The sequence below is a fragment of the Streptomyces sp. Ncost-T10-10d genome (assembly GCF_900091955.1).
In the GTDB taxonomy this organism is placed as follows: domain Bacteria; phylum Actinomycetota; class Actinomycetes; order Streptomycetales; family Streptomycetaceae; genus Streptomyces.
Genome location: NZ_FMDF01000220.1, coordinates 1 through 23,416, shown reverse-complemented (window position 1 = coordinate 23,416; position 23,416 = coordinate 1). Strand labels below are relative to the sequence as shown.

The 23,416-nt window shown below is 68.3% G+C and carries 23 protein-coding genes and 2 pseudogenes; 13 read left to right on the top strand and 12 right to left on the bottom strand.

Annotated features, from left to right (window positions below):
• Positions 1–3 precede the first annotated feature (3 nt).
• The 4 genes from GA0115254_RS39005 to GA0115254_RS38990 are packed head-to-tail and all read left to right on the top strand — an operon-like array spanning position 4 to position 4,850.
• The gene (locus GA0115254_RS39005; RefSeq protein ID WP_093899987.1) at positions 4–561 is read left to right on the top strand and encodes a (2Fe-2S)-binding protein; all 558 of its coding nucleotides are present in this window, start codon (positions 4–6) and stop codon (positions 559–561) included.
• Entirely contained in the window at positions 558–1,550 is a 993-nt protein-coding gene (locus tag GA0115254_RS39000) for an FAD binding domain-containing protein (RefSeq protein ID WP_093899986.1), read from the top strand. The genes GA0115254_RS39005 and GA0115254_RS39000 overlap by 4 nt, the downstream gene beginning before the upstream one ends.
• Complete coding sequence (locus tag GA0115254_RS38995; protein ID WP_093899985.1) at positions 1,547–3,709, top strand: xanthine dehydrogenase family protein molybdopterin-binding subunit; 2,163 nt, start codon at positions 1,547–1,549, stop codon at positions 3,707–3,709. The genes GA0115254_RS39000 and GA0115254_RS38995 overlap by 4 nt, the downstream gene beginning before the upstream one ends.
• A complete protein-coding gene (locus GA0115254_RS38990; protein ID WP_093900028.1) occupies positions 3,702–4,850 on the top strand; it encodes an XdhC family protein in 1,149 nt (382 codons plus the stop codon). The genes GA0115254_RS38995 and GA0115254_RS38990 overlap by 8 nt, the downstream gene beginning before the upstream one ends.
• Before the next feature lie 273 nt (positions 4,851–5,123).
• Here GA0115254_RS38990 and GA0115254_RS38985 read toward each other — a convergent pair whose 3' ends face one another.
• The 5 genes from GA0115254_RS38985 to GA0115254_RS38970 all read right to left on the bottom strand — a co-directional run bounded on the left by GA0115254_RS38985 (position 5,124) and on the right by GA0115254_RS38970 (position 9,403).
• A complete protein-coding gene (locus tag GA0115254_RS38985) occupies positions 5,124–6,134 on the bottom strand; it encodes a nucleotide kinase domain-containing protein (RefSeq protein WP_256103005.1) in 1,011 nt (336 codons plus the stop codon).
• On the bottom strand, positions 6,134–6,325 hold the full coding sequence (locus GA0115254_RS38980) for a hypothetical protein (protein ID WP_093899984.1): 192 nt from the start codon (positions 6,323–6,325) through the stop codon (positions 6,134–6,136). The genes GA0115254_RS38985 and GA0115254_RS38980 overlap by 1 nt, the downstream gene beginning before the upstream one ends.
• Positions 6,326–6,511: 186 nt before the next feature.
• Complete coding sequence (locus GA0115254_RS38975) at positions 6,512–6,814, bottom strand: hypothetical protein (protein WP_176740472.1); 303 nt, start codon at positions 6,812–6,814, stop codon at positions 6,512–6,514.
• A 784-nt stretch (positions 6,815–7,598) separates the two neighbouring features.
• Complete coding sequence (locus GA0115254_RS45020; protein ID WP_176740471.1) at positions 7,599–7,760, bottom strand: hypothetical protein; 162 nt, start codon at positions 7,758–7,760, stop codon at positions 7,599–7,601.
• A gap of 1,139 nt (positions 7,761–8,899) precedes the next feature.
• Positions 8,900–9,403, bottom strand: coding sequence for a lipocalin-like domain-containing protein (locus tag GA0115254_RS38970; RefSeq protein WP_176740470.1), 504 nt, complete (start codon positions 9,401–9,403; stop codon positions 8,900–8,902).
• Positions 9,404–10,123: 720 nt separating this feature from the next.
• Between GA0115254_RS38970 and GA0115254_RS38965 the strand changes: the two genes are divergently transcribed.
• Entirely contained in the window at positions 10,124–10,672 is a 549-nt protein-coding gene (locus tag GA0115254_RS38965) for a hypothetical protein (protein WP_093899982.1), read from the top strand.
• Positions 10,673–11,151: 479 nt separating this feature from the next.
• Here the strand turns inward: GA0115254_RS38965 and GA0115254_RS38960 are convergent, their stop codons facing one another.
• Entirely contained in the window at positions 11,152–12,315 is a 1,164-nt protein-coding gene (locus tag GA0115254_RS38960; protein WP_093899981.1) for a S1 family peptidase, read from the bottom strand.
• A 245-nt stretch (positions 12,316–12,560) separates the two neighbouring features.
• Between GA0115254_RS38960 and GA0115254_RS38955 the strand changes: the two are divergent.
• Together GA0115254_RS38955 and GA0115254_RS38950 are read left to right on the top strand one after the other, a co-directional pair.
• A pseudogene (locus GA0115254_RS38955) lies at positions 12,561–13,376 on the top strand (nucleotidyl transferase AbiEii/AbiGii toxin family protein); the annotation flags it as partial.
• 244 nt (positions 13,377–13,620) lie between these two features.
• A complete protein-coding gene (locus GA0115254_RS38950; protein ID WP_093899980.1) occupies positions 13,621–13,854 on the top strand; it encodes a hypothetical protein in 234 nt (77 codons plus the stop codon).
• A 53-nt stretch (positions 13,855–13,907) separates the two neighbouring features.
• On the opposite strand, the gene GA0115254_RS38945 is transcribed toward GA0115254_RS38950, so the two are convergent.
• Together GA0115254_RS38945 and GA0115254_RS38940 are read right to left on the bottom strand one after the other, a co-directional pair.
• Positions 13,908–14,177: a hypothetical protein gene (locus GA0115254_RS38945; RefSeq protein ID WP_093899979.1), complete on the bottom strand. Its 270-nt coding sequence runs from the start codon at positions 14,175–14,177 to the stop codon at positions 13,908–13,910.
• 36 nt (positions 14,178–14,213) lie between these two features.
• Positions 14,214–14,678 (bottom strand): MarR family winged helix-turn-helix transcriptional regulator, encoded by a 465-nt coding sequence (locus GA0115254_RS38940; RefSeq protein WP_093899978.1) that lies wholly within the window; start codon positions 14,676–14,678, stop codon positions 14,214–14,216.
• Between the two features lie 58 nt (positions 14,679–14,736).
• On the opposite strand from GA0115254_RS38940, the gene GA0115254_RS38935 reads away from it, so the two are divergent.
• A complete protein-coding gene (locus GA0115254_RS38935; RefSeq protein WP_093899977.1) occupies positions 14,737–15,141 on the top strand; it encodes a VOC family protein in 405 nt (134 codons plus the stop codon).
• A gap of 101 nt (positions 15,142–15,242) precedes the next feature.
• On the opposite strand, the gene adhP is transcribed toward GA0115254_RS38935, so the two are convergent.
• The gene (adhP, locus tag GA0115254_RS38930; protein WP_093899976.1) at positions 15,243–16,256 is read right to left on the bottom strand and encodes an alcohol dehydrogenase AdhP; all 1,014 of its coding nucleotides are present in this window, start codon (positions 16,254–16,256) and stop codon (positions 15,243–15,245) included.
• Positions 16,257–16,454: 198 nt separating this feature from the next.
• A complete protein-coding gene (locus tag GA0115254_RS38925) occupies positions 16,455–17,006 on the bottom strand; it encodes a glycoside hydrolase family 25 protein (protein WP_093899975.1) in 552 nt (183 codons plus the stop codon).
• 190 nt (positions 17,007–17,196) lie between these two features.
• On the opposite strand from GA0115254_RS38925, the gene GA0115254_RS38920 reads away from it, so the two are divergent.
• On the top strand, positions 17,197–17,856 hold the full coding sequence (locus GA0115254_RS38920) for an NADPH-dependent F420 reductase (RefSeq protein ID WP_093899974.1): 660 nt from the start codon (positions 17,197–17,199) through the stop codon (positions 17,854–17,856).
• A gap of 426 nt (positions 17,857–18,282) precedes the next feature.
• Positions 18,283–18,675 (top strand): type 2 periplasmic-binding domain-containing protein, encoded by a 393-nt coding sequence (locus tag GA0115254_RS38915; RefSeq protein ID WP_256103004.1) that lies wholly within the window; start codon positions 18,283–18,285, stop codon positions 18,673–18,675.
• Here the strand turns inward: GA0115254_RS38915 and GA0115254_RS38910 are convergent.
• Both GA0115254_RS38910 and GA0115254_RS38905 read right to left on the bottom strand, forming a co-directional pair.
• A complete protein-coding gene (locus GA0115254_RS38910; RefSeq protein WP_093899973.1) occupies positions 18,635–19,999 on the bottom strand; it encodes a radical SAM protein in 1,365 nt (454 codons plus the stop codon). The genes GA0115254_RS38915 and GA0115254_RS38910 overlap by 41 nt on opposite strands.
• Before the next feature lie 158 nt (positions 20,000–20,157).
• Complete coding sequence (locus GA0115254_RS38905) at positions 20,158–21,003, bottom strand: pentapeptide repeat-containing protein (protein ID WP_093899972.1); 846 nt, start codon at positions 21,001–21,003, stop codon at positions 20,158–20,160.
• Between the two features lie 464 nt (positions 21,004–21,467).
• Here GA0115254_RS38905 and GA0115254_RS38900 point away from each other — a divergent pair, with 464 nt between their 5' ends.
• The 3 genes and pseudogenes from GA0115254_RS38900 to GA0115254_RS38890 form a co-directional block, all read left to right on the top strand.
• Positions 21,468–21,908 carry a hypothetical protein gene (locus GA0115254_RS38900; RefSeq protein ID WP_093899971.1) on the top strand — a complete coding sequence of 147 codons (441 nt, stop codon included), beginning with the start codon at positions 21,468–21,470 and terminating at the stop codon, positions 21,906–21,908.
• Positions 21,909–21,923: 15 nt separating this feature from the next.
• Positions 21,924–22,805, top strand: a pseudogene (locus GA0115254_RS38895) (FAD-binding oxidoreductase).
• A gap of 125 nt (positions 22,806–22,930) precedes the next feature.
• Positions 22,931–23,416 (top strand): hypothetical protein (locus GA0115254_RS38890; RefSeq protein ID WP_107451496.1); only part of this gene is annotated, 486 nt, incomplete at its 3' end.

Genomic DNA, 23,416 nt, shown 5'->3' with positions numbered 1-23,416 from the left:
ATCATGGCCCCATCGACGTCCGGCGCCATCACCCTGAACATCAATGGCGAGAAGTACACGCTGCCCGTCGACCATCGCACCACCCTGCTCGACGTCCTGCGCGAGCATCTCGATCTGACCGGTACGAAAAAGGGCTGTGACCAGGGCCAATGCGGCGCCTGTACGGTGCTGCTCGATGGGCGCCGGGCCGTTTCCTGTCTCCAGCTCGCCGTCGCGGCCGAGGGGCGCGCGATCATCACCATCGAAGGCGTGGCCGATGGTGAGCGGCTGCATCCGGTTCAGCAGGCCTTCCTCGACCTCGACGGCTATCAGTGCGGTTACTGCACACCGGGGCAGATCTGTTCGGCCCTCGCGGTGATCGAGGAGCATGCGGCGGGCTGGCCGAGCGCCGTGACCGACGACGTCCGGCCCGAAGCGGGAGCGCCTGCACTCACCGCCGAAGAGATCCGCGAGCGGATGAGCGGCAATCTGTGCCGCTGTGGCGCCTACGTGTCGATCGTGCAGGCGGTCGCACAGGCGGCAGCTTCGGCCGCGACCGAGGTCAAGGAGGCGGCAGTATGAGGGAATTCGGCTACGAACGCGCTTTCGACGTCTCCGGAGCGGTCGCCCTGCTCGGCGGCGAACCCGAAGCCCGTTTCCTCGCCGGCGGCACCAACCTCGTCGACCTGATGAAAGCCGGCGTGGAAAGGCCCGCTCTGCTCATCGATGTACGTGAACTCCCGCTCGACGGAGTGGAGTTCACTGAAGACGGCGGGCTACGCATCGGCTCGACTGTCACCAACAGCGATCTTGCAGCCCACCCCGAAGTGCGGCGTCGTTTCCCGGCGTTGGCGCAGGCCGTCCTGGCCGGCGCCTCGGGACAGCTGCGCAACATGGCCACCGTCGGCGGGAATCTGCTCCAGCGGACCCGCTGCGGCTACTTCATCGACCTGAGCAAACCCTGCAACAAGCGGACCCCCGGCAGCGGTTGCCCCGCGCTCACAGGCGAGCACCACAACCACGGGATCCTCGGCACCTCCGAACACTGCGTCGCCACCCATCCCTCGGACATGGCGGTCGCGCTCGCCGCCTTCGACGCCGTCATCTCGTATGAAACGGCCGACGGGCCGGGCGAGTTGCCGATCGACGAGTTCTATCTGCCCGTGGGCGAAACCCCGCACATCGAGACCGCCCTTCCTGCGGGCGCGCTGATCACCGGAGTCACGCTGCCGCAGGACCCGGTCGCCGCCCGCTCGCGGTACCGGAAAGTGCGTGAGCGCGCTTCGTACGCCTTCGCGATCGGCTCGCTCGCCGCCGCGCTCGACGTCCAGGACGATGTCGTCAGCGAAGTGCGCCTCGCGTTCGGGGCCGTCGCGTCCCGACCGTGGCGGGCCCGTGCGGCCGAGCAGGTGCTGATCGGCCGCACGGCGAGCGCGGAGGCGTTCGCCGCCGCGGCGGATGCCGAACTGGCGGCCGCCGAGGCGCTTCCCGAGAACGGATACAAAGTGACGTTGATGCGCAACCTCGTCGTGGCCGTGCTGACCGAACTCACCGAGGAGGCTGCCCGATGACCACGACGACCAAAATCGCCGCCGTGACGGGTGCCGTCGGATCCGGCCATACCCGCGTGGAGGGCCGGGACAAGGTCACCGGGGCGGCCCGCTACGCCGGGGAGATCCCCTTCGCCGAACTCGCCTACGGATGGCTGGTGTTGTCGACCGTGGCCCGTGGCCGTATCCGCTCCGTGGAGGACGCCCCGGTCCTGGCCCTGCCCGGCGTCCTCACCGTGCTGCACCACGGGAACGCGCCGCGCGTCGAAACCGACTACGTGGGCATGCTGGGGCGGCCGAACCCGGTCCTCGGGATCTTCCAGCACGACCGAGTACCCTTCGTCGGCTGGCCGGTGGCGCTGGTCGTGGCCGAGACGTCCGAGCAGGCCAGGGAAGCCGCCGAGGCGCTGGTGGTCCGGTACGACGAGGAACCGCACGACGTCGCGTTCTTCGCCGGACACTCCGGTGCGTACACACCGCAGGACAACCCGATGGTCCAGGCCGAGACGGGTAAAGGGGACGTGGAGGCCCAACTCGGCGCCTCCGCCGTCGTCGTGGACGAGGAGTACACCACACCGGAGGAACACCACAACCCGATGGAGCCGCATGCGGCGACGGCTCGCTGGGACGGCGGTCGGCTCGACGTCGTCGACTCCAACCAGGGCAGCACCTGGGTGGCGAGCGAACTCGCGCAGCTCTTCTGCCTCGATCCGGCCTCCGTACGGGTGCGGTCCGAACACGTCGGCGGCGCCTTCGGATCGAAGGGACTGAGCCCGCACCAAGTGGCCGCCGTGATGGCCTCGACCGTCCTCCACCGCCCGGTCCGCGTGGTGCTGACTCGTCGCCAGATGTTCTCCCTCGTCGGTTTCCGCAGCCCCACGGCGCAACGGGTCAGGCTCGGCGCCGACACCGACGGCCGGCTGCGCGCGTTCGACCACCAGGCGCAGAGTCTTACGTCGACCGTGCATGAATTCATCGAGTCGAGCGCCGCGCTGGGGCGCGTGATGTACGACGCGGACGCCCATCACACCCTTCACCGGCTCGTACGGCTCGACGTGCCGACCCCGGCCTGGATGCGCGCACCGGGTGAGGCACCGGGATCTTTCGCCCTCGAATCCGCCCTCGACGAACTGGCCGAGAAGTGCGGCATGGACCCGATCGCGCTGCGCGCACGCAACGAGCCCGAGACGGGCCCCGTGTCCGGGCTGCCGTTCAGCAGCCGCAATGTGCTCGCCTGCTTCGAGGAGGGCGCCCGCAGGTTCGGCTGGGCGGACCGGGACCCGCGTCCCGGCCTGCGCCGTGAGGGGCGCTGGTTGCTCGGAACCGGAACGGCGGCTGCCACCTACCCCTCGGGAGTCGGCCCGTCCACAGCGGCCGTGACCGCGGAATCGGACGGTACCTTCACCGTGCGGATCAACGCGGCGGACATCGGGACCGGGGCGCGGACCGCGATGGCCCTGGTCGCGGCGGACGCGCTGACAGTGGATCCGGACCGCATCCGTGTACGCATCGCGGACAGCGACCTCGGCCCGGCGATGTTCGCCGGTGGCTCGATGGGTACGCGCTCGTGGGCGTGGGCGGTGACGGTCGCGGCGGACGAACTGCGCGAGCGACTGTCCCTGGGAGGCGTCATTCCGCCGGAGGGGATCACTGCCCGGTCGAACACCGCCGAGGCCATCGGCGCCCTCGCGAAGAAGGAACGGCACTCCTTCGGCGCGCAGTTCGCCGAAGTCGCGGTGGATGTCGCCACCGGTGAGGTGCGCGTGCGACGGCTGCTCGGCATCTACGCCGCAGGAACCATCGTCAACCCGCTCACCGCCCGCAGCCAGTTCATCGGCGGAATGACCTGGGGGCTGTCCATGGCCCTCCACGAGGAGGCGATCAGGGACCAGGCCTCCGGCGGCCACGTCGGTGCCGACCTCGCCGGATATCACTTCGCCGCACACGCCGACGTGCCGCTCATCGAGGCGGACTGGGTGGACGACCCCGTCCCGGACGACCCGGTCGGGATCAAGGGCATCGGCGAGATCGGCGTCGTGGGCGTCGCCGCCGCGATCGCCAACGCGGTGTGGCACGCGACCGGCGTGCGCCACCGCGACCTGCCGATCCGTCCGGATCGCGTCCTGCGTGCGGCGGACGAAGCACGGCATCGGGCGGCGGAGGGAGCCCGGAGTGCTTGACATCGCCGAAGAGCTGAACCCCTGGTTCGAGGAGGGCCGGGACTTCGCCGTCGCCACCGTCGTGGCCGTCGACGGCAGCGCGCCGCGCAGTCCCGGCGCGGCCCTGGCCGTCGACAGTCACGGCGCCGCCATCGGTTCCGTGTCCGGCGGTTGCGTGGAAGGGGCGGTGTACGACCTGTGCGTCCAGGCGCTCCGGGACGGCCGGACAGTGCGTGAACGGTTCGGATACAGCGATGAGGACGCCTTCGCGGTGGGACTCACCTGCGGAGGCGTCATCGAAGTCCTGGTCACGCCGGTGCGCGCGGACGCACCGGTGTTCCGGGCGGCGTTGTCGGCCGCGGGCCGAGGAGAGGCGGCGGCACTCGCCCGGGTGGCCCGGGGCCAGGACGAAGTGCTCGGCAGGGCGCTGCTCGTTCACCCCGACGGATCGTACGAGGGCAGCCTCGGCGGGCATCCGGGACTGGACCGGACGGCGGCGGCGGAGACCCGCGCAATGTTGGACACCGGTCGCACCGGCACCGTCGATATCGCGGAGGACGGGGCACGCTGCCCAGGCGGAGTGACGCTGTTCGTGGAGTCGAGCGTGCCGCCACCCCGGATGATCGTCTTCGGCGCCGTGGACTTCGCGAGGGCGCTCGTACGGGCGGGCAAGTTCCTCGGCTACCACGTGACCGTGTGCGACGCCCGGCCGGTCTTCGCCACGCGCGCACGCTTCCCCGCCGCCGACGACCTCGTGGTCGACTGGTCGCACCGCTACCTCCGGCGCACCGCGACCGACGAACGAACCGTTCTGTGCGTACTCACCCACGACGCCAAGTTCGACGTTCCTCTGCTGGAGACGGCCCTGCGGCTGCCGGTCGCGTTCGTCGGCGCGATGGGCTCGCGCCGCACCCATGCGGAACGCAACCGGCGCTTGCGCGAAGTCGGCGTCACCAACCACGAGTTGGCCCGCCTGCGCTCCCCGATCGGCCTCGACCTCGGTGCCCGCACCCCCGAGGAGACCGCCCTGTCCATCGCGGCGGAGATCGTCGCGGCGCGCCGGGGCGGGACGGGGGTTCCGCTGACCGGTTCGGGGACACCCATTCACCATGACGTGGACGGGAAAGAGGTGGACGAGACCCGCTCCCGAGCGGCGGCGTGACCCCGGCCGCGGCTGCGAGGCCAGGAAAGGCCGGATCGTCGCCGTGCAGCACGACCGGGCCCACGGCTCGACGTCCGGGACACGGCAACGCAGTTCGGCACCCGTTCAGCACAGTTCGGCAGCCGTACCGCGACGCCCGCACCCGCTGGGGGAACAACACAGGAACGTCCCCTGCCGGACGCAGGACACGGGGCCTCCTCAACGAACGGACACACCCGGCCACTCCTGCGTGCCGTCCGAGGCGGACATGTCCGGCACTGGCACAGTCGGTCCTCAGTCCTTCAGGCCCCACTTGGGCGGGAACCATGCGCGCAATGGCCGGGCATCGGGTCGGTACGACTGTTTGATGCGGCTGCGGCCGCTGATGCCGGCGATCTCCGGGTGCGCGACCCTGGCGTACTTGTCGACCTCACACAGCAGGTTCTGGCAGTCGATCAGCTGGAGAGGCCGTCCCTTCAGTCCGCGGAAGGGGACACCGAGGCGGGCGAAGTGCTCCTGTTGCGAGTCGGCCATGTAGCGGATGATGTCGGCTTCGATGCCGTCGGCCGAGCGGCCGAAGCACTTGCGGATCCCGTCGCGCGCGCCGGGGCCGGGCATGACGAAGTCCATCTCGGAGAACGCCATCTGTGACGCGTAGTTCAGATCGACGGTGAACTGGTAGGCCAGGAACGGGCCGATTGCCAGGTAGCCGAGGAGCACCTCGTACGCCTCGCGCATCGTCGCGGCTTCCAGGACACGTCCGGGCGCGCCCGTGGTCATCATCATCTCCAGCAGCCGCAGGTGATTTCGGTGCTTGCGCCCCTCCCCCAGCTGCGGCGGGGGCACGATGTAAGCGGCCGAGTAGAGCCGCTCGCCCTTGGCGAAGGCTGCTGACAGGACCTGGTCGTAGGCCCGGTAGTCGTAGGTATCCCAGCGTACTTCGCCGAGTTCGTGGGTCAGCAGCCGCCAGGTGGACTCTTTGTTGAAGATCTTGAACAGCAGGGTCCGGAAGAAAATTTCATCCCACTCCTGTGAACCCTGGTAGATCACGTCCCCGATCAGCGTCTGGCTGACGCGGTCGGCGGCGCGGTAGCAGTTGGTGAAGCGGTGCTGAGACAGAATCGGATCGTCCGTCCACGGCTGGGCCAGACCGGCCGGACGAGCCTCGTAGACCGCCTGCCGGGCGGAGGCGAAGCGCCAGTAGGTGTCGAACACCCGTGTTGGCTGCAGTACCCGGCCCGCCATCCGCACCGCCTCGGACGCCGTGTCGGCCGGGACGGACGTCCGACGGTCTTGCGGCAGCATCACCATGAGATACGGGCCCGGTCGGCGATAGCATCGCGGGCTTCGGTACGGCCCTCGCGGCGGTATCCGGCGCCGAGGGGGTTCACGACTCGGCCGGTGGCGTGAAGGACCTCTTGGTCGTGGCCTGCGAGCAGAGCCAGGACGAGTGCGGGTTCGCCGTCGGCCATGTCGACGGCCCAGATCAGGTTCATCGTGCTCCAGACGATCGTGTGTGCAGGTCCTGCCGCAGACGACCGCGCCGACATGACCTTACACAGCGGTCTCGGCCGCCCTTCCCGATCCGGCGGCAGAGTCGTCGCGGGTTGCTGAGTGGCCCAGCCACGGCAGCCACGGACGGCAGCCGGACCCCGATGGGGAAGTACGAGTGAGTTCCGCTCTCAGTGGCCGCGCGCGAGTCCCTCGACCCCAAGTTCTTGCAGGCCGTCGAGGACGAGGTCGATGCTGACGGCTGCGAGCAGGAGGGCGGAGGTGCTGATGTGGAACAGGTCCAGGAGCCAGGGTGCGGTGAAGCTGGTCACCAGGCCGATGAGGATCGCCGCGCCGCAGGAGATCAGGGCGATGGTGCGCAGCTGGCGGGTTGAGTGGAGTTGCGCGAGGTGGGCGAAGGAGAGCAGGACCTTGGGCAGCCCGACGACCGAGATGAAGGTGATCAGAGCGGCGGAGAAGCTGAGCGCGTTCACCTGTGAAATCCAGACTGAGTGCAATGCGGCGACAGTGCAGCTGAGGGGGGTGTCGGCTCCTTCCTGTCGCCACGGAGGCGAGTCCGCGCTGCTTGCCGGGCAAGTGCTCGGTTCATCGCCGGTCCGGCGCCACTTGACCTGCTGTCAGGGCCATTGTTTCGGCGCATGTGGGGACTGGCATGCGTGTCAGGCGTTGCATGTAAGCGCCTCGGCGTGTGCGCGCAGGCCGTTGACGAGGATCTGCAGCCCGAAGACGAAGGACTGGGGGACGAGTCCGGGGCGCATTCCGCTCGCCGGACCATCACAAACTGCGGCCGGAACCGAAGGCGTGTAACGCCTTCCTCGACCCGGACGACGCTCTCGTCACCCCGAAGCCTGGACCGCCACAGGCAGGCCCTCCAAGATCACATCCTTGCTGACAGGCCATCAAGTGGTTCACTCCGCGATGGATACGGACCCACAAGGCTTCGCTTCCGTTACGGTTCCGCCCCAGCAGCCTGCGGATCAGACCGTGGTCGCGGCAGCGGTCCCGGGGACACCGCCGGACTCGTGCACAGGTCGCACTGATTGACCGGGCCGCGGGCGCACCTCAGCCGACTCCGCTGTGTTCGCCGATTGCGCGCGATGCGTCGCGCCCGCGAGGCCCGGGCAGGGGCTGCCCGGCGAGGCGTTCGTGGGGCAGCAGCACGCCGCGGACCACAGACTCTCGAACAGTCGCACTTGGCCGACGAAGCGCATGGACCCATCGCGGCCCTCAAGTTGTACGAGGGACTCGTGTGCCGAGCTAGCGGTATGTAACCGGCGGTCGCACGCCGCTGAAGTCGATCGCGTGGTTCGCCTCGCGCAAGGTCTGCTCGGCCACCCGGCGCGTCTCGGCCGGAACGTCCCCATGCTCCTCCACAAGCCTGGCGTAGATCGGTGCCTCGGACCTGTCTGCGGAACTCATGTTGAACCTTCTGTCGGGGTACGGGCGTCTTCCGCCGGTGAGGGGAGCGGCGGCCGAGTATACGTGGTGCGGGCACGACGCCGCAGAGTTGACCGGAGGTCGGGCAGCGACAGAGCATTTCAGGAGCGCCTCGACGAACGTTCGACGTGATCAGCGATCCAGGACGAGGTCGTCGGTGCTGCTCAGGCAGCCGTCGATCAGGTGGGGTCGGTACTGCCGCATCTTGAGCTTGCACTTCACTGCGGGTGCGATGCGGCCCAGGTCGGCGGCGGCGAGACCTCCCCACGTCCGGGTGCTCCGCCCCCTCCCCCGCACCTCCGCATCACCGACGTGACCGACGTCACCGGCAACCTCTCAGGAGTGAAAGGCCTTACCTACTGGGCCCGGTGGTCCCGCCTTTCGTTCCAGTGCTCGTCGTGACACCCGAGTTCAGGGGCCCCTGTGTCACAGCCTGGCTGGAATATCCACCTGGGCTCCCTTACGGTCGGCGAGGACAACTGAGCGACACCCCAGCCGGCGTCGGCGCTCCGGGGTCTCTCTCGCGGAATGTGGGGGCGGATACAAAGAAGCGGCGGCCCGTTGCCCCAGTGCCGGTCGCACCGCTCAGCGGAACACCCGATCAGCGTCTGGGTCATGGGCGCGCCTGCGCAAGCTCGGCAACCGACTCTCGAAGTCCGGGTCGTGCGGGAGCTGGAGGGGCCACGAAGCACCGCGGTGCCGGGCCTGCGAGCCTGCGGTCGGTCACCCGCAGTGCGCCCGCCCAGTCCGTCGTGCTGACCGCGCGGGCGCACCATCCACCCCAACTGGCCGCCCCTCGCCTGCCGGACGGTCCCCCTCGCGTCCGTCTGCGCCGCTCCGGCCAACGTGGCGAAGGCTACCGATGAGATCCAGCAGCATGTCGCCGGCCGTCACGCTCAGCCTGTACGAACCGACCAGCGGTAAGGAGCCGTGGCCGCAAGACCGAGGGCGAACGCCGGGAGCACGTCGGCCGGCGCAGCCCCCGCTCGAACCCCGTCACCGGCTACCGAGAATTCGCGCAGCGGGCAGGATCAGCGCGGAGCTGTCCTCAAGGCCGCATCCCACGCCACGCAGTGGAAGCGACCGACACGAAGGCCGGTGAACCCGGACCCCCTCGTCGCTCACGTGGCGTCCCCGGTCGGCCGGTGCCACACAAGCCTCGGGGTGCGCGCTTCCTCGCCGGTCCCCTCGGTCGGGGGAAGCAGGGTTAATCGGTTCCCCTCCACTTTCCATCGGCGCTCCTGCTTGGTGCCGACCCACGGACGTAACGACGCCACCTGCAGGTGGTGAACGACCAAATCGCCCATTACCTCGTAGGCGCCGGCGTACCCCAGGTAGGGAGATGTCCTGAACAGGGTCGCCGTGTCGACCGGCTCGCCCGTCCCCGCCTCCGCTGCTGCGCCGGACTCCGGGTCCGGGTTCAGCATGCTCACGGACATATGGCCGTCCGCGGTGTAGGTGAGCAGTCCTGTCGGACGTTGCCCCAGGGGGTGTTCGAGCGTGTGACCGGATATGTCCACGATGGCGACGGTGCTGAGCAGCCAAGCGCCTACGAGCGGATGCTCGGCCGCATCCGGCCGGTGGGCGGGTCGGTGGTGCGGTTCAGTGCGGGACGGGGTGTACACGTGTTTCCTTTCCAGGGCTTCTGGGCTTCTGGGCTTCTGGGCAAATCTGTGTAGGGACGATTTCGTCCTCGTCCATACCCGTGCGACAGACCGCAGATGCCGCGTACGAAGCCCCGACACCAGCTGATCCCCCAGGGTGTCCGGAAACCCCCCTTCATGGGTGCCTTCGGCGCCCACAGGGCATGGGCGTGCCTGGATGCTTGTGTCATAGGCATTTCTGACGTTGAGTCACAAAAGCAGCTGGCCACTCTGTCACTCAGCGACGAGATCCCCCTCATCCCCGAGACCTGGATGTCGCCGAATTCTGGTTCTGACTCAACTCCGGCACAGATTCCAAAGGACCGGTCGCGCGACGGGGGCGGCCAGCGGTTCTATGGGCCGTCACCGCAGGTCACGGCGAGGGGACCATCAATGACGGGCATTCAGGACGGCGGCGTGCGCCTTTCGCCCGGACAGTGTCAACACAGACACGCTGTCACCCGGGGTGAGCGTCTGTCAGGAAGTCGCCCGGAAGGGCTAATGATGCATCAAGCAGCCGAAAAATAAGGGACATTGATCACTCATACGATTATCCCGCAATCGCATATGGGTGCCTCGTGTACCCGATCGGCGCCCCGGCACCAACCCTCCAAGGTGTCCAATATGACAGCTATGGGGACCGTCACTACGTTCAATCACAGGCCGGCTCCTCGGCTGACTCTCTGAGACAGGAGAAGTGACATGGTTACCCGTTCCACTGTCGTTACCGCAGCCATCGCGGCCGCCTCGGCACTGGCCGCCACCGGCATCACCTACGCCTGGGCCGCCACCACCGAGCCGGCCTACGCATCCCCTGTCATCCAGCAGGCCACCGCGCCCGTTTCGGCGCTCGACGGCGACACCGGCAAGGGCAACGAAGGCAAGGGCAGCGACGACCGGGGCTATGGCGACCGGGACCACGGCGACCGGGACTACTACGAGGGTCGGATCCAGATCAACGAGCGCACTTACAGCGACGACCCCGGTGGCTGCATCACCGTGGTCAGCGGCCTCGGCTCCAACAGTTTCAACATCCGCAACGACAGTCGCAGGACCATCGAGGTCTTCCGTGGGGTCACCTGCGACAACGGCGCCCCCATCGCCACCGTCGGACCTCACAGCTCCAGCGACGGCGTGATCCCCGGCCACGTCCGGGGCGGCGTCTTCGTCCGCGACGGCGTCGTGGGCAGCTTCCGGGTGCTCTCGCGCCACTATGACAGCGGCTACGACGGCGGCTACGACGGCCGGTGATCGAGACACTCGCGTGACACAGAACCCCGGCCTGCCGGAATCGGGCCGGGGTTCCGGTCTGCGCAGCCCCTGCCGGAATACCCAGGTCCTGGATACCCACACGCACTCGACCAATACGTGACAACCCATGCACACCTGTCACACCCGGATGAACCGGACGGCGAAGCACCGGTAGCTCAGCCAGAAGACCCGCCCTCACACGCCCCTACCGCCTCCGAACAACCGCACCGAACAAACCCCTTGAACCATTCGGGTTTGATCGACACCCTGGGTTGCCACTGCGACCCGGGCCTTTTCTGCCGGTTTTAGGTGGCTTCGTGCTCGACTGGCCTTGCAGGACACCCCTCGCCATGCCGTCCTGTCCCGACCTTGGGCGTTCTCCCCCGAAGGGCCTGCCGCGCTGGAATGACGAACCCCCGCGGCGACAGGCCCTTCGAGAACAGCCGGCAGGAAGGCCGATCCAGCCCGCCTGCGTACCGTCAGGCCGTGTGCAGCGTCAGCCCGTACCGGTTAAGGATCTCGTTGATCGGCTGATGCCAGGTTTCGCCACCACTGCCGCAGTTGCCCCAGCCGCCCGACGTGACCCCTTGGGCCTGGTCGCCGCTGATGAAGGATCCGCCCGAGTCGCCCGGCTCGGCGCAGACGCTCGTCTTGGTCATCTGGTGGACGGCACCTTGGCTGTAGTTCACGGTCTCGTTCGTGGCCAGCACATTGCCGCAGTGCCAGTGGGACGTGGAGCCGGAGCGGCAGATGGAGGCACCGATGGGTGCTTCTGCGGAGCCCCGGACCAGTTGGTCGGAGACGGTGCCCCAGCCGAGGACCACGGGGACCGTCCACCAGCCGTTGCCCACGCTGACCCAGGCGTAGTCGTCACCGGGGAAGGACGATCCCTGGAAGTTACCGATGGCCGAGCCGTCCCATCCGCTGACCGCCGCGCCTGCCTGACCGCAATGCCCTGCCGTGACGAAGCCGCCGTACACGGAGAAGCCGATGGAGCACCGGACGTTTCCCGTGTAGTACGGGTCGCCGCCCACAGTCCCGGCGGAGAAGGTTCTGGGCGCCTCGGGCGTCTGCTTCACCTGGACGGGGCCGGCCTTGCGGGCCTGTTCGACGAAGCGTCGGACATCGTTGTCACCCATTGCCGATGCGACAACGTTCACGACGACCCGGTTGACCTTCGGGTCGACATGCCAACTGCTGATTCCGTCCGGCGCGGACAACCTGTCGAGCTGCGCCTTGGTCGCGTCGAGCTGCCGCGCGCTGTGACTCACCAGTCGGACGCTCGCACCGGCCGCTCCCACGGCGCCGGCCCTCTTGTCGTCGGTGACGGCTACGGTGAGTTTGCCCGTGGCCGGGTCGAACCAGGAACCTGCGTACGACGATCCGGCGACCCGTTGTGCCTTGTCCTGTACGGCTGTTGCCCCCTTTTCCGCGGCCAGACGCGCCCTGACCTGGCTTTCCGTCAGGCCGAGATCCCTCCGCATGGCGGAGATCAGTCCGGCGGACGCCGGCGCTTGAGCGGTATCGGCACGGGGAGCAGTGGCCTGTGAGTTCACGGCGGAGGCAGAGGCAGAGGCGAGACCTACGGTCGCCCAGGCTCCGACGACCAGAGTGGCGGCAAGGCTCGCACGTAAGGCTGTCATGCATCTCAAGGGAATGGCCCTTCTGTTGTTCCGACATCGTGGGGAGGAACAGCAGGCGTCCGAGAGGTCTCACCTGAGAGCGCTCTCAGAGTGTGCCGCAACGGACTGTAGCCCAGAGCGTCTATCAGGTCCATGCCAATGCAAACTCTGGACCTATCCTCTTGTGAGCACTCGCGCGTGCCGGCGCGGAAACCGCCGCAGCGAGTCACGCGAAAAGCAGCACATTTCCCGTCAGGAGCCCCTCCATGAAACCCCCCGCCGACAACTCGTCTTCCTGGCACGGGCTTTGGCACGGTTCGTCGCGGATCCCGCATGTACCCCTCGACGAGGAGACGCGACGCAGCTCCGACCTTCCCGGGACGCTGCTGCCTGCTCCGGCGGGCATGAATCACCCGGTGATCTTCGAGCCCGCTCTGAAGCAGTTCGCCAACGCCTACCGGGCAGGGGACCCCACATTCGACGGCGAGGACGAAGAGGCAGGCCGGGCCTGGCACCAGGCGCGGCGTACTGCCCTGGATACGGTGCTCGCGGCTGTCGCGGACGGCCCGTGGAGCAGTCATCTTGTGCTGCGTGGCAGCGTGTTGATGGCTACCTGGTTCGGGGAAGCGGCTCGTGAACCGGGCGACCTGGACTTCCTCGTCGCACCTCAGGACTGGGCCATGGACGGTCCCCGGACCTCGGGCCTGTTCGACACGATCGCCCGGGACGCGGCAGCGGCAGCCCGTGGCTCTGTCCGGATCGACGCGGCCGGCATGGTGACAGAGAACATCTGGACGTATGACCGGGTTCCGGGCCGCCGTATGCTGCTGCCCTGGACGGCCCCCGGCGTGCCCGGCGGCACCGTACAACTCGATGTGGTGTTCAACGAGACCCTGCCTGCCCGGGCGGCATTCACTGATCTTCAGCCCCTGGGAGACGGTCCCGGGTGTCGTGTACTGGCCGCATCCCCCGAACTGTCACTGGCCTGGAAGCTGCTCTGGCTGGTCACTGACGCGTACCCACAGGGCAAGGACCTGTACGACGCCGTCCTGTTGGCGGAAGCCAGTCCACCGCGGTACGAACTGGTGCGGGACACCTTTGTCCTTGGTGGTACTGAAGGGCTGCGGCCCGCCGGTACCTGGTGGCTCGACTGGCTGGACGTGGAGACCGGTTGGGGACACTTCGTCGCCGAACATCCGTGGGTCACGGAGAGTGCAGCGAGCTATCTCGAACGTCTGACTCAGGCACTGGCACCGCTGCTGGAGACGGCGGTACGACCGAAAGGAGGACTCCTACAGTCAGTGGTCCCGGTGGCTGAAACCGCTGGTGGAGTCCGCGCGCACGACGGTTACCGAGCGCCCTGCGGCCGACCTCGGGTACCTCGCCGAAGGGGGACATGCCGGGCTGGCGGCAGCCGTGGTGATCGTACGAGAGCTCGCCGGGTCTCGGAGTCTCGGGCTGGAGGACGCCCTCGCCACTGTTCTGTCCCACGAGGACAGTTGGCACTATTGGCGGGAGAATCCGGACGCGTGCGTGCGGGCTCTCGACGTACTGCGCTGACGAGCGACTCACCAGCTTCTTCGCCGGGCCGACTCCCGGCGCGGCTGCTTGGTTCAGCCGGCCTGACCGATTGCGCTGCGCAGCATGGCGACTGTCGTCGCTGCCGCCGCGCGCTCCGCGCCGTCCTCCGTCGCACGCACCCGCGCCTCCAGGAGCACTGCTGCAGCCTGGAGGACTCCCACCCGGACCGGAACGCTCTGCATGGCCGTCAGTACGGCCGCCGCATGTTCGGCCGGGGTTGCGGTCGCGGCCTGCGGAATGAGGGTGGAGATTCCGCGCCCGAGCGCACGGTCACGAGGCGGCTGAGCCGCGGCTGTGGTCACCCGGGAGAGTCTGCCGCACCGGACTCGGGGAATCACTCAGCGACCTGGCCGCGGTTCTTCGGGCCCTTCGTGGACATGGTCGTGGACTCGTCTCAACAGGGCTGCCAGCTGCCCCTGTTCATGGTCCGTCAGGGGGGCAAGCAGTTCCCCCTGCACAACCAGGGCCTCGGCCCGCAGGTCCGCGAGCATCGCGCGGCCCGCCCGGGTGGTCGTGACGGTCACCCGGCGGCGGTCGGCGGTGTCGCGAGCCCGGTCCACAAGTCCGGCCACCGCCAGATCGTCCACGATCTTCACCATGTCGCTCCGGTCGATCCCGAGCCGTGACGCCAGCTCCCGCTGTACATGAGGGCCGAAATCGACCAGCGCCGACAGCACGGCCATGTGCCAGAGCCGCAGATCGCGCTCGGCCAGTCGCGCTGCCAGCCGGCTCCGTGCAGTCTTGCCGGTCTTGGACAGCAGATAGGTCGTGAGTCCCAGGAGGCTGGGCGGGGTCTCGCTCATCGACGCTATCTTAGGCCTCTACCAATGATGGGTATTCACCTACTGACTGGAGCACGTCATGGATGCCTTGCACCCGCGCCTGCTGGTCAACAGGTTCACCGATTGCTTCCACTTCTACGATGCGGTGCTGCCCGCTCTGATCGGGGCGACCCGGGCCAGCGGCAGCGAGTCCGGCCCGTACGCACACTGGGACGTCGACGGTCAAGGGGTGCTGGTGCTCTTCGACCGCGGTGCGATGGCGGCCGTCGCCGGGACCGCGGGTCTGCCGGGCGAGGCACCGCCCACCCAGGACCGTTCGATGTTCGTCTGCCGGGTCGCCGATGTCGCTGCCGGGCTGGCGCACTGCCTGGAACACGGCGCTTCACCGGTCGCCGGTGCGTGCGACCGGCCGGACTGGGGACCCACGCTCCGCACCGCCCATGTGCGCGACCCCGAGGGCCACCTCATCGAGTTGCAGTCGTAGTGAGCGACCCGGGCGGCGCCTGTCCGCACCCGGCCGAGAACACGGACCAGGCACGGACAAGCACCGCTGGCGGCCCTGTACGTATGCGGTTCAGCGCAGGTTCAGCGCATATCGAAGACAAGACGACCTGGCACTTTGCCCTGCAGCACTTCATCGATCGACGCGTTGATGTCCTCAAGATCTCGGCTCTCCCGGACCACGCGTGTCCGGCCGAGCCTGTGCAGTTGGAACACCTCGGCAAGATCCTCACGGGTTCCGACGATGGAGCCGACGATCTTCGTACCGTTCAGTACCATGTCGAAGACGGGCAATTCGAGCGTGCCCTCGGCAGGGAGCGCCACCAGGACCAGCGTGCCACCCCGGCGCAGCGCGCTGTAGGCGGCGCCGAACGATGCGTTGCTCACGGCCAGTGAGATGGCCGCATCGGCTCCACCGAGCCGGTGAGTCTCCTCGGCGACATCCTGGATCCGGGCGTCGATGACGTGATCGGCGCCCAGTTCGCGGGCGAGGGCCAGCTTCTCGTCGGTGACGTCGACGGCGATCGTCTCGGCGCCGAAGATCCGTGCGTACTGCAGGGCGAGGTGGCCCAGACCACCGATACCGGAGACGAGAGCGCGCGTGCCCGGGCGTGCGCCGGACAGCTTCACGGCCTTGTATGTGGTGACGCCCGCGCAGGTCAGCGGTGCCGCGTCCAGCGGGTCGATGCCGGCGGGTACCGGCACCACGTACGTTCCGTGCGCCAGTGCGTACTCGGCATGACTGCCGTCCACGGAGTAGCCGCTGTTCTGCTGCTTCAGGCATAGCGTCTCCCAGCCGGAGATGCAGTAGTCGCAGTGTCCACACGCCTCTCCGAGCCAGGGGATGGCCACTCGATCCCCCACTGCAAGATGCGTGACCTGTTCACCGGCCGCTTCGACGGTGCCGATACCCTCGTGTCCCGGCACGAACGGCGGGCTGGGCTTGACCGGCCAGTCGCCCCGCGAGGCGTGAATGTCCGTGTGGCACAGCCCGGAAGTCTCCATCCGCACCAGGACCTGGTGCCCGGCCGGCGTCGGCACGGGCCTCTCCTCGACCACCAGCGGCTCAGTGAAGCTGCGGACAACGGCGGCTTTCATGGATTACTCCTCCGCTTCGATCGCACACGTCCGGCTCAGCGGCCACCCTCCACCAACACAGAGGGGGACAGAAGCCTCGAAACAGAGTATTTCAGATGGCCGGATTTCACTTTTCCGTGCCCCCTGCCCAACGTTCGGTGCCACGTGCTGCGTGCCCAGCTCGCCGCTGCCCGATGGCCGGCCGCACGGCCCGCGCGGCTACCCCAGAGCCCAGTCACGCATGGCGGTCCGCGAGGAGAAAGCGGCAACGTCTTTGTCGAGCGGACGGTCGGTGTACTGATGAATGCGCCAGGACGCCTCGATCCTGGGCTTCCCCGCGGTCACGTAGTCGGCAATCCACAGGCCGTCCCCCGCATACGACGTAATGTCGTAATTCAGCCAGAAGTAGCGGTTGCAGTACAGCAACACCTTGTGATGGGGCCTCAGTCGCTTGACCTCACGGATGAAGCCGTCCTTCTCGGAATTGCTCGCCCGCGTACCGTCGCCATTCTCTTCCCAGTCCACGGCGAGCAGATCACCCGTCTTCTCCGGAGCCTTGCTCACGAAGTACTCAGCCTGTGCCGTGATGTCGCCCGGCCAGAGAAAATGGTAGAAGCCGACCACGCATTCTGCGTCCCTGGCACGTTTGACCTGCGAGGCCAGCTGTGGATTGACGTACGAACGGCCCTCGGTGGCCTTGATGAAGACGAAGTCCAGTCCGTCCGTGTCGAAGGACGACTGATACGAGCTGACATCGACGCCATGCAGCATGGGCACCGCCTCCAAGCGGGCTCGGTGATTCCGTTCCTCTTCCTGTACGTTGCCCGCAGTCGCCCGGTCCCATCCTTCCGGTGAACGGGCGAACCATTTTGCCATTACCGGAATACGGACCCGCAGTGGGTAGTTGGTGAACCGGCGAGACCACAGCACGTACCGCGGGCACCATTGGAAGGTCGGATCCATGAAGATCGGCATCATCGGAGCGGGCAACATCGGCGGTAACCTCACCCGGCGCCTCACGGCACTGGGCCATGACGTCTCCGTCGCCAACTCGCGCGGTCCGCAGACGCTCACCGCGCTCGCCGAGGAGACCGGAGCCACCCCGGTCACCTCCGCGGAGGCTGCTCGGGGAGCCCAGATCGTTGTCATCACCGTCCCTGTCAAGGCCGTCCCCGCTCTGCCCTCCGGGTTCCTCGACGGGGCCGCAGAGGGGGTCGTGGTCATCGACACGAACAACTACTACCCGCAGCAGCGCGACGGCCGCATCGCCGCGATCGAGGACGGTCTGGCGGAGAGCCGGTGGACCGCGGAACAGATCGGCCACCCGGTGATCAAGGCGTTCAACGGAACGTACGCGCAGGACATCCTTGCCAATGGCCTCCCGAAGGGCAGCCCCGGCCGTCAGGCGCTGCCGGTGGCTGGTGACGACTCAGCAGCCAAGCAGGTCGTACGCGACCTCATCGACGAACTGGGCTTCGACACCGTGGACGCGGGCGGCCTCGACGAGTCCTGGCGGCAGCAGCCCGGCACGCCGGTCTACGGCCATCAGGGCGATGCCGAAGCCGTCGCCAAGGCGCTCGCCGAAGCGTCCCCGGAGCGCACGGCGGAGTGGCGCGCCTGACGGCACGAGGCGTCGGCAATCAACCGGTTCATCCCGGCAGGGTCGCCGCACGTACTGGACCGTCGTGACCCTGACGGTCCAGTACACGTGCCGTACCACCCGGTCCCGCCGCCAACGGCCCCTGATCGCCGAAGTCGGTGCCGCGGCTGACTGTCTCCCACTCAAGAGTCCCGGCGCGGGCGGCACCGAGGTGGGCGTGGACCGCATCGGTCGCATCATCGCCGAGCAGCAGCCGGAGCGGCGTCTTCTCGGCTACGAGCGCGGTGAGGACGGCCGAGGCGGCCTTGCCGGGGCCCCTCCTGCTTGCCGTCCGCGCTGGGGAGATTCGTCCGGACGGGGCCGACAGTCACCTCGTGCGCGGGGGCGCGGCGGCCTGCCGGCGTCCGGGTACGCGCTCGCGGGCCGCGACGGGTATCCGTACTCGACGTGCGTGACGGGCCGCTCACATGGACCGAGCAGGCGCCGCGCGAATGGATGGACTGGCGGGCGGTCAACTCCCGCCCGGACGGATCGAGTCCGAAGTGGGGGCCGACCAACGACAACGTCGAGGAGATTCTGGAGCAGGTGGCGGAGGGCTCTGCCATCTGCTTCGCACCGCTGAGCACGGCCCGGTACCACGCACGGCCCGATCTCTCGCGGGTGCCACTCACCGAGGTCGAGCCCCTGCGAACCGTGCTCGCCCGGGTCGACGGCACGGACAACGTCCTGGTGCAGGGTTTCGCCCGGGTCGTACGCGAACTGGCTTCCGCCCCGTTGGTGCCCGACGATCGGCCCGGAACTACTGAACGTCGTCCGGACACGCCGGAAGACTGTCCATGAACGAGCTGACGGAGAAGACTGCGCGCCCCGGGCCGGGCGGGCCGTAGCCAGGGGGCGAGCTGAGACCGTACTCCTCCATGGTCGCGCGGTAGGCGTCCAGCAGGCGGATGTGGTACTCCAGCGGCGCTCCGTCCGGGTTGGTCCTTCCGAGTGGAGTGGTGGGCTCCGGGCACCATGTGGTGAATCGCGGAGTGATGCCGTGCGACATGAAGAACCGCAGGCCCTCGGTGGTCGAGTCGATGGCCTCCTTCACCGTGGTGAAGCCGAAAGGCTCGGCCATCTCCACGCCCGCCACGAAGTTGGGGATGACATTGCGGGGGCCGAAGACCTCGGCGGAGTCCAGGATGCGGCGGTGCCACTCGTCGCGGCCCACGTAGCGTTCCTTGCCGGGGCAGTAGAGCTCGAACAGCCGGCGGTCCCACACTTCGTAGTTGGGGTGGTAGATCTGGACACCGTAGTCGTGGAAACGCTGCACATCGGCCTTGGGCAGGGCCTGGGCGACAACCTTGCCGATCCATCGACCGGGGAAGCGCTCCTCGATGGCCTTGGCGTACTGCCCGTAGAAATCGGCCTCGTCGCGGCCCCCGATGTGAGACGTGATGGCACCGCCGGTGAGAGTGTAGGCGGTGGAGGTCTTCGCGGTGTCGTACTTGTCGATGATGGCCAGTGCCTCCAGGACCTCCTCGACCGGCTTCACACCGGTGTACGGGCGTCCCGCCGCCTTGTGCTGGCGCCAGTTGTGGTTGATGTCGCAGTACTGGCACTCCTCCTTCGCCCCGAAGTACTGGCAGACCCGAAAAACCGTCAGATAGACGAGGTAGCCCCACTGGATGGTGGGCGCGACCTCCATCACGGACTTGCCGTTCTCAAGGGTGTGCCGGTAGTAGTCCGGCATCGGCGGCAGGCCGACGTCGGAGATCCGGCTGTCGTCGAGGTACAGCCCGAGCACGCCGTCGTCATCGGCTGCGACGCGGTACGGGGACGCAGGGTTGACCCGAACCGACACCACGGTCCTGCGCAGTTCGTACGGACCTCCGGTGAGCACGATCTCCTCCGGCGGACGGCGGAGCGCGGCCGCGCCGAGCTCGGGGAGGGTTCCGTGGTCGAACGAGAAGATGAAGTACGACTTCGGCTTGACATCACCGCCCTCGTTGTCGCTGAGGGCGGACTCGTCGAACGCCACGCCGCCGCGCAGCAGATCTTCCTTGATGACGGCTTCCCGAGGCACGTGCGGGAACTGCTCCATGAGCCGCTCGATCAGGCGCGTGCGGCTCCCGTCGACGCGGCTCTGCTCTGTGCGGCTGCGGTCGGTACTGCTGGGCATGTGCGGGACTCCTCGGTCCGGTCGTCGAAGGCGTTCCGGGTACGCCACACTGTGCAACGAACCACGGGCGTCGGCCGTGCCCCGCCGCACCGGCCGATTCGTTCCGGGCCCGGCGAAGACGGTGTCGGGGCTGTCAGGATCGCGGTCGGGGCCGGGGATCACCGGTGCCAGTGCGTGGGGCGGCTGAGCGAGGGCGGGAGTTTCGTCGTCGCGTCACCTCTGGCCGCATTGAGCTGAGCCTGGGTGAGGAAGAGACTTCCGGTGAGGTCGGCGCCAGTGAGGTCGGCATCCCGGAAGTCGGCCCCGATCACATCGGCCAGACGCAGATCGGCGCCCCTGAGATCAGCTGCGATGAGGTACGCGCCCCGCAGATCGGCGCCCAGCAGATCGGCGCCTCTGAGCCGGGCTCCGATGAGGTCGGCGCCCCTGCGGTCGCGCTTCTTGCTGCGGGGCGCCGTGGCTCGTACGAGTTCGCTGGTACGAAGCAGCAGGGCGGCCACGTCGTCGCGGTGTGCGGCCACATCCAGGTCCGTGAACGCGTCCGCCGGGAGATGCGTGAGGCGTTCCGTCTCGTCGAGGGTGCGGCGGATCTCGCCGTGGAGGGAGCGCGCCGGGTCCAGGGACAGTGCTTCCGTCAGGTACCAGAGGAGTTCATGGAGCTGTCGCATGACCGGGAAGACCTGGAACATCTGCGGGGCGGTCTGCGGAGCCCGCCGCCAGTCCTGCCCGTCGAAGGTCTCGTGGGAGACCTTCTGGCCGGCTCCGAAGCAGTCGTACACGGTGCAGCCCGGGAAACCCTGGGTCCGTAGTTCGGCATGAATGCCGCAGCGGAAGTCCTCCTGCAGATTGCGACAGGGCTTACCGGCATCCTTGTTGATCGCGAAGTCCGCGGACCGGGTCAGGGTCAGCGCGACGCAGCAGAGCCCGAAACAGTTCGCACAGTCGGCGCGCAGCGAAGCACGATCGGTGCGGTCGGTACCGGGGCCTTGGACATTGTCGGACACAGTGCGTGGATCCTCTGGGTTACGGAGCTGCCGGACGGTCGACCCTACCGGGATCCGCCGCCCGTAGGCGCCGATTTCGTGATCGCTCCCGGACGCCCAGGCCGCCGTAGCGTCCGTTACGCCCTGTTCCCTTGGCGAAGGGAGCGCTTCTGCATGCGTGTACGTACATGGCCTGCCGTCCCGCCTTCCTCCGCGTCCCGCCGGGGCCCGCTCATCCGCGGACTCGTCGTCACCCTTCTCCTTCCGCTGCTCACCGTGGCGGGCAGCTCACTGTTCGCCCCGGGACGGCACTGGCCGTTCCTGCCGTCGCGCCGTCGGCCGGCGCCGTGCACTCGCTCGTGTCCGGTCCGAATGCACCGTGCACCAGCAGCGATCCGGTCGTCTGCTCGATCCGCGAACTGGCTCCGGAGGAATGAGCGCAGGCGCGCGAGATCCGGATCCACCACCACCAACTGCTCGACTCCATGGAGCGCGTCGAGCACCGGATGCGTGCCGACGGCCGTTCCGACGAGGAGATCGCCCGCGTGCCGGTCGCCATGCGCAACGAGGCCAAGGACATCACGCGCGCAGGCATGTCGCCGGAGGCCGTGAAGGCCCCTGAGGCACGCGACATGGCGAAGTACGGCAACCCGCTGGGCCCCACGACCGACCAGCAGTTCGCCAAATACGGCAGCTGGGCAGCGGTCATCGACGCGGCGCCCCGCAGCAATGCGTCGATCGAATTTCTTCCTCTGGGTCGACGAGCGGCTGGCCGACACACGCCGGCGGGCCGTCCTGCGCGATCACTTCCTGCGGGGTTTCGACCCGGCTTGACGCCGACGGTGGACCGCACACACCGGATCGGGGGGCTCCGAAGCGGTCCGGAAATCGTGCACGCAATGATGGTGGGTACTACATCTTTGTAGGAGGTGGCCTCGGACGTGGCGAACGCACCAGTCGACAGCATCCCTGCCCAGCAAGTACTCACGGATCCGGCCGGCCTGGCCCGATATCAGCACGACGAGGCCGAATGGGCCCCTACGGAACGCCCCTGGCCGTGGTGTGTCCGGAGACCGCCGAAGAGGTACGGGACGTGGTCCGGCACTGTCTGACGCACCGCATCCCGCTGGTGCCGCGCGGGACGGCACCAGCCTCTCGGGTGGGGCGAACGCCGTCTACGGGGCGATCGTCCTGTCCTTCGAGGACATGAGCCGCATCGTTCACATCGGCACCGCGGAACGGCTGGCCGGCGTCCAGCCGGGGTGGTCAACGACGATCTGCGGGCGGCCTGCGCCGAGCACGGGCTCTGGTACCCGCCGGATCCCGCGAGCTCGCACTGGTCGACGATCGGCGGGAACGTCGCGACCAACGCCGGCGGCATGTGCTGCGTCAAGTACGGCGTGACAAGCGACCACGTGCTCGGTCTGCCGCGGACCGCGGTTCCCGAGATGCTGGCCCGGATCGAGAAGACAGCGGCCCGGCACGACGTTCTGGTGGCAAACATCGCCCACGCCGGGGACGGCAACCTGCATCCCCTGATCATCACCCCGCCCGGTGACGAAGCCGCGCGTACCCGTGCGCAGTCGGCGTTCGAGGACGTCCTCGATGATGCGATCGCGCTCGGTGGCACCGTGACGGGCGAGCATGGGGTGGGACGACTGCTGAAGATGCGCGGCATGAACAAGGAACTGGGCTCCGCGGTGCTCGGCATGCATCACGCGGTGAAGGCGGCACTGGACCCGCACGGCAGCCTCGATCCGGGCAAGGTGGTCGGCAGGGTCTGGTCGTCGCCGTCCGGTGAAGGTGACGCTCCGCGGGCGTAGGCAGGGTGCCTTGTGCGGCGGCGGGTTCGGCCACCCGCTCGGGACGGTCGGTGCCTCGCGCCCGAGATGTTGTCAGTGGGGCGACGCACACTGGCAGCAGCACGGCACGAGCGAAGGGGACGCTGATGAGCACCGAGGACGAGACCGGGTTCGCACCGGCCACCGGGGACGGCCCGAGGAACCCGGCACCGTACGGAAAGCGTGACGCCTCGGTACGGACGGCGTTCGAGGGGATGCTGCAGATCCGGCGGCTGACGAACATCGGGCACGTGAGCCCGGAGGGCGTACCCGCGCAGTGGGAGACCCACCGGCCGATACGGGCCATCGCCCTGGCACTGGAGGCGTCAGGCCTTGTCGCCTCGGCCGTTGACGACTCCGGTCTGCGTACGGCGACTGGGTACCGCCTGGAGCAGGGTGAGGCGCCGGGCAGCGTGAGGGTCGAGTGGCTCGGTCCGCCCGGCAGCAGGGCCGCCCACGCGGAGGAGGGCGAGCTGGCCCGGTGCGCGGCTGTGCTGCGGGAGTTGGGCTGGACGGTGCTGCTGTACCGCGGACCGCGGCGCAGAAGATTCCTGGAAGTCGAACCACCGGCCGGTGTCCCGCGGCCGAACGGC

Excerpts from the sequence above, each read along its gene's own strand:
- GA0115254_RS38940 (WP_093899978.1), bottom strand. The coding sequence starts at position 14,678 with ATGAGCGAGACCCCGCCCAGCCTCCTGGGACTCACGACCTATCTGCTG.
- GA0115254_RS38900 (WP_093899971.1), top strand. The coding sequence starts at position 21,468 with ATGGAGCGCGTCGAGCACCGGATGCGTGCCGACGGCCGTTCCGACGAG.
- GA0115254_RS38925 (WP_093899975.1), bottom strand. The coding sequence starts at position 17,006 with ATGCTGCATGGCGTCGATGTCAGCTCGTATCAGTCGTCCTTCGACACG.
- GA0115254_RS38920 (WP_093899974.1), top strand. The coding sequence starts at position 17,197 with ATGAAGATCGGCATCATCGGAGCGGGCAACATCGGCGGTAACCTCACC.
- GA0115254_RS39000 (WP_093899986.1), top strand. The coding sequence starts at position 558 with ATGAGGGAATTCGGCTACGAACGCGCTTTCGACGTCTCCGGAGCGGTC.
- GA0115254_RS38965 (WP_093899982.1), top strand. The coding sequence starts at position 10,124 with ATGGTTACCCGTTCCACTGTCGTTACCGCAGCCATCGCGGCCGCCTCG.
- GA0115254_RS38935 (WP_093899977.1), top strand. The coding sequence starts at position 14,737 with ATGGATGCCTTGCACCCGCGCCTGCTGGTCAACAGGTTCACCGATTGC.
- GA0115254_RS38980 (WP_093899984.1), bottom strand. The coding sequence starts at position 6,325 with ATGAACCTGATCTGGGCCGTCGACATGGCCGACGGCGAACCCGCACTC.
- GA0115254_RS38910 (WP_093899973.1), bottom strand. The coding sequence starts at position 19,999 with ATGCCCAGCAGTACCGACCGCAGCCGCACAGAGCAGAGCCGCGTCGAC.
- GA0115254_RS38960 (WP_093899981.1), bottom strand. The coding sequence starts at position 12,315 with ATGACAGCCTTACGTGCGAGCCTTGCCGCCACTCTGGTCGTCGGAGCC.
- GA0115254_RS38995 (WP_093899985.1), top strand. The coding sequence starts at position 1,547 with ATGACCACGACGACCAAAATCGCCGCCGTGACGGGTGCCGTCGGATCC.
- GA0115254_RS39005 (WP_093899987.1), top strand. The coding sequence starts at position 4 with ATGGCCCCATCGACGTCCGGCGCCATCACCCTGAACATCAATGGCGAG.
- GA0115254_RS38985 (WP_256103005.1), bottom strand. The coding sequence starts at position 6,134 with ATGCTGCCGCAAGACCGTCGGACGTCCGTCCCGGCCGACACGGCGTCC.
- GA0115254_RS45020 (WP_176740471.1), bottom strand. The coding sequence starts at position 7,760 with ATGAGTTCCGCAGACAGGTCCGAGGCACCGATCTACGCCAGGCTTGTG.
- adhP (WP_093899976.1), bottom strand. The coding sequence starts at position 16,256 with ATGAAAGCCGCCGTTGTCCGCAGCTTCACTGAGCCGCTGGTGGTCGAG.